Origin of the sequence: Sporichthya sp., from assembly GCF_013815995.1 — a bacterium.
Classification (GTDB): domain Bacteria; phylum Actinomycetota; class Actinomycetes; order Sporichthyales; family Sporichthyaceae; genus Sporichthya.
The window spans coordinates 1-4520 of the sequence record NZ_JACDFE010000293.1 but is presented as its reverse complement, the minus strand read 5'-3'; the positions used below and the strand labels follow the sequence as shown (position 1 = coordinate 4520).

The 4520-nt window shown below is 70.0% G+C and carries 4 protein-coding genes and 1 pseudogene; all 5 read left to right on the top strand.

Going from position 1 to position 4520, the window contains the following annotated elements; translation table 11 throughout:
• The first annotated feature begins 52 nt into the window (after nucleotides 1–52).
• A complete protein-coding gene (gene glmU / locus H0X00_RS21840; RefSeq protein WP_293774808.1) occupies nucleotides 53–1498 on the top strand; it encodes a bifunctional UDP-N-acetylglucosamine diphosphorylase/glucosamine-1-phosphate N-acetyltransferase GlmU in 1446 nt (481 codons plus the stop codon).
• Between the two features lie 79 nt (nucleotides 1499–1577).
• Nucleotides 1578–2555: a ribose-phosphate diphosphokinase gene (locus H0X00_RS21835; RefSeq protein ID WP_293774807.1), complete on the top strand. Its 978-nt coding sequence runs from the start codon at nucleotides 1578–1580 to the stop codon at nucleotides 2553–2555.
• A gap of 315 nt (nucleotides 2556–2870) precedes the next feature.
• Nucleotides 2871–3515, top strand: a complete 645-nt coding sequence (locus H0X00_RS21830) for a 50S ribosomal protein L25/general stress protein Ctc (protein WP_293774806.1) — start codon at nucleotides 2871–2873, stop codon at nucleotides 3513–3515.
• A gap of 27 nt (nucleotides 3516–3542) precedes the next feature.
• Nucleotides 3543–4124, top strand: coding sequence for an aminoacyl-tRNA hydrolase (gene pth, locus H0X00_RS21825; protein WP_293774805.1), 582 nt, complete (start codon nucleotides 3543–3545; stop codon nucleotides 4122–4124).
• 161 nt (nucleotides 4125–4285) lie between these two features.
• Nucleotides 4286–4520, top strand: a pseudogene (locus tag H0X00_RS21820) (hypothetical protein); the annotation flags it as partial.

Here is a 4520-nt window from a genome sequence, read left to right as displayed (position 1 = left end):
CCCCCCCCCCCACGACCCCCGGAGAAGCGCTCCGTTTGCTGCTGGAGGACGTGTGAAGCCCGCCGCTGTCATCGTGCTCGCCGCCGGCGAAGGCACCCGGATGAAGTCGTCGACGCCGAAGGTGATGCACACCCTCGGCGGCCGCTCGCTGGTCGGGCACGCCCTCGCGGCGTCCCGCGGCACCGACCCGGAGCGGGTCGTGGTTGTGGTCGGATCCGGCCGCGAACTGGTCACCGCGCACCTGGGAGAGATCGACCCCGACGCCGTGCCGGTGGTGCAGGAACCGCGCAACGGCACGGGGCACGCGGTCCGGATCGCGCTGACCGAAGCCGCCCCCGACGTCACCGGCACCGTGCTCGTGGTCTGCGGCGACGTCCCCCTGCTGCGCGCCGAGACCCTGCAGGCGCTGCTGGCGATGCATCACGGCGAGGGCAACGCCGCCACCGTGCTGACCGCGATCCTGCCCGACCCTACCGGCTACGGCCGGATGGTCCGCGACGCCTCCGGGGCGGTCACCGCGATCGTCGAGCATCGCGACGCCACCGACGACCAGCGCGCGATCGCCGAGATCAACTCCGGCATCTACGCCTTCGACGGGGCGCTGCTGCGCTCGGCGCTCGGGCGCCTCAAGACCGACAACAGCCAGGGCGAGGAGTACCTCACCGACACCCTGGAGATCCTGCGCGGGGACGGGCACCGGGTCGGCGCGATGCCGGCCGAGGACCACAACGAGATCCACGGCATCAACGACCGGGTCCAGCTCGCGAACCTGCGCCGGCTCCTCAACGAGCGGATCTGCGCGCACTGGATGCGGGCCGGGGTCACCGTGATCGACCCGGCCAGCACCTGGATCGACGTCGGCGTGACGCTGGAGGCCGACGTCACGATCGCGCCCAACACCCAGCTGCACGGCCGGACCAGGATCGCCGCCGGCGCCGTGATCGGCCCGAACACCACCCTGAGAGACACCGAGGTCGGGGAGAACGCCACGGTGCTGGCCACCCACGCGACCGGCGTCGAGATCGGCACCGGGGTCTCGGTCGGCCCGTTCACGTTCCTGCGCCCGGGGACCAAGCTGGCCGCCAAGTCCAAGGTCGGCGCGTTCTGCGAGGTGAAGAACTCCAACCTCGGCCTGGGCTCGAAGATCCCGCACCTGTCCTACGTCGGCGACGGCGACATCGGGGACGGCACGAACATCGGCGCGGCGACGATCTTCGTCAACTACGACGGGCAGACCAAGAGCCGGACCACCGTCGGGGACCACGTCTTCGTGGGCTGCGACACCATGCTGGTCGCGCCGGTGACGGTGCACGACGGGGCCTACGTGGCGGCCGGCTCGGTGATCACCTCCGACGTCCCGCCCGGCGCCATCGCGGTCGCGCGCGGCACCCAGCGCAACATCGAGGGCTGGGTGGCCCGCAAGCGCCCGGACTCGAAATCGGCCAAGGCGGCCGCTGCCGCGCAATCGGCGGCCGAATCGGGAAAAGAGCCCGATTAGCTTGATGAAGAGGGCATGGACAACACTGCTCCCTAGCGCCCTGTGCGTCTGAGAACTCCCGGCCCCGGAGGACAGTCCCATGACGGGTATCACGACCACCGGCGAGCGTAAGTTGCTCGTCATGGGCGGCCGCGCCTACCCCGAGCTCACTGAGGAAATTGCCTCCGAACTGGGCATCGAGCTCACCCCGACCACCGCGCTGGACTTCGCCAACGGCGAGATCTACGTGCGCTTCCAGGAGTCGGTGCGCGGCGCGGACACCTTCGTGATCCAGAGCCACGCGGCGCCGATCAACCAGTGGATCATGGAGCAGCTACTCATGGTCGACGCGCTCAAGCGCGCCTCGGCCAAACGGATCACCGTCGTGGTGCCGTTCTACGGCTACTCGCGTCAGGACAAGAAGCACCAGGGCCGCGAGCCGATCTCCGCCCGCCTGATCGCCGACCTGTTCGCCACCGCCGGCGCGGACCGCCTCATCTCCGTCGACCTGCACACCGCGCAGATCCAGGGCTTCTTCTCCGGCCCGGTCGACCACCTCTTCGCGCTGCCGCTGCTCACCCGCTACGTCGGCAACCGCGTCGACCGGGCGCGTCTCACGGTGGTCTCCCCGGACGCCGGGCGCGTGCGCGTCGCCGACATGTGGACCGACCGCCTGGGGTGTCCGCTCGCGATCGTGCACAAGCGTCGCGACCCGAGCGTGCCCAACCAGGTCAAGGTCCACGAGGTCGTCGGTGACGTGGTCGGGCGTACCTGCGTCCTGGTCGACGACATGATCGACACCGCGGGCACCATCACCCAGGCCGCCGACGCGCTCTTCGACAACGGCGCCGCCGACGTCATCGTCGCCGCGACCCACCCGATCCTGTCCGGCCCCGCGATCGACCGGCTGAAGAACTCGCGGATCTCCGAGGTCGTCGTCACCAACACGCTGCCGATCGAGGACGAACGTCGCTTCGACAAGCTGACGGTGCTCTCGATCGCGCCCCTGATCGCGCGGGCCATCCGTGAGGTCTTCGACGATGGGTCGGTGACCAGCCTCTTCGACGGCCACGGCTGAGGTTCAAACCGGTCTTCGACGATGACTGTGTTCGATGCCAGCCTCTTCGACGGCCACGGCTGAGGTTCAAACCGGTCTTCGACGATGACTGTGTTCGATGCCAGCCTCTTCGACGGCCACGGCTGAGCCGACCGCGAGGTGTAGGCGCTGATGAACCTCGGGTAGTCTTCCGGGGTTGTCCGGCGAGGGACGTGATCATGCGTCCGTGATCGACGGCGAGTTCGGTCCCTCCGCGGGCGCGTACTTGCCGCCCCGCGTCGAGCAGTATCGAATTGCACACAGCTTGCAACAGCGCCTGAGTTGAGGAGTTCCACCGTGGCCGAGGTCCGCATCGTCGCCGAGTCCCGCACCGAGTTCGGCAAGGGTGCCGCCCGTCGGGTCCGCCGTGACCACAAGGTCCCCGCGGTGCTCTACGGGCACGGCAACGACCCCCGGCACATCACCTTGCCCGGCCACGACCTGATGCTGGCGCTCAAGGTGAAGAACGCCCTGCTGACGCTCGAGATCGCCGGCGCGGACGAGCTGGCGATTCCGAAGGACATCCAGCGCGACCCGATCCGCGGCACCATCGAGCACGTCGACCTGCTGGTCGTGCGCCGCGGCGAGAAGGTCAAGGTCAACGTCGCCCTGCACGTGATCGGCCAGGCGGTTCCGGACTCGCTCGTGGTGAGCGAGCTCAACGCGGTCGAGGTCGAGTGCGAGGCCACCCACATCCCGACCGGGTTCGAGGTCGACATCACCGGACGTGCAATCGGCACCCAGATCCTGGCCAAGGACATCGCGCTGCCGGCCGGCACGGAGCTGGTCACCGACCCCGAGGCGCTGGTCGTCAACATCACGGGTGCGCAGACCGAGGCGGAGGCCGAGGCGGAGATGGCCGAGGCCGAGGCCGAGGCCGGCATCGTGCACGAGGCCCCCGACGCCGCCGCTCCCGCCGAGGCTCTTCCGGGCGCCGAGTAGCCCGAGCAGCCCGAGCACGTCCTCGCGATGTCCGACGACCGCTGGCTCGTCGTCGGCCTGGGCAATCCCGGGCCGGAGTACCTGGCGAACCGGCACAACATCGGGTTCCTGGTGCTCGACGTGCTCGCGTCCCGCGCGGGTGCGTCGTTCAAGGGCCACAAGGCGCGGGCCGAGGTCGCCGAGATCCGTCTCGGCGGGCCGGGTGGCCCGCCGGTCGTCCTGGCCCGGCCGCGCTCGTACATGAACGAGTCGGGTGGGCCGGTCTCCGGCCTGCTCAAGTACTACGACGTGCCGCCGGAGCGGCTGGCCGTGATCCACGACGAGCTGGACCTGCCGTTCGCGGCGCTGCGGGCCAAGTTCGGCGGCGGGGACAACGGGCACAACGGCCTGAAGTCGGTGCGCCGCTCGATCGGCACCGGCGACTATTACCGCGTCCGATTCGGCGTGGGCCGCCCGCCCGGCCGGATGGACCCCGCCGCGTTCGTGCTGCGTGATTTCTCCGCTGCGGAGCGTAAGGACCTCGACCTCGAGATCGACCGCTGCGCCGACGCGACCGAGATGCTCGTGCGCGAAGGCCTGGAGCGAACGCAGAACGCGTACAACTCCTGAGTTCGGCGGAGGTGGGGACGCCAGGTCGGGTTGACGTCAACTATGCCGTCGGCCTGTCGGCGGTGACATGTCTGGACGTGTCGGGGCGCCTTGAACAATCCTTCTCCCAACCCGGCCCTGGGGATGGGAGGGCAGGATTGGGTCCGCCCGTACAAACAAGCATGGGCCGTCACGCCCGCCCCCTCGGCGGCAGCTTCCCCGACGCTGTCGTGGAGTCTGTGCCGGAACTCGCGCTCCGCAACTCCCCGGCGCAGGACTGCCCGGCCCCGACCGGCCGCCGTCGCGCCCCGCAACCTGTTGCTGACTTGCCGTCACCGGTGCCCGTGTCCGTCGCCGGGCGCCACCGCGCCCCGACCATCGCGGCGGCAGTCGCGCCGCCCGAGCCCATCGCTGTGG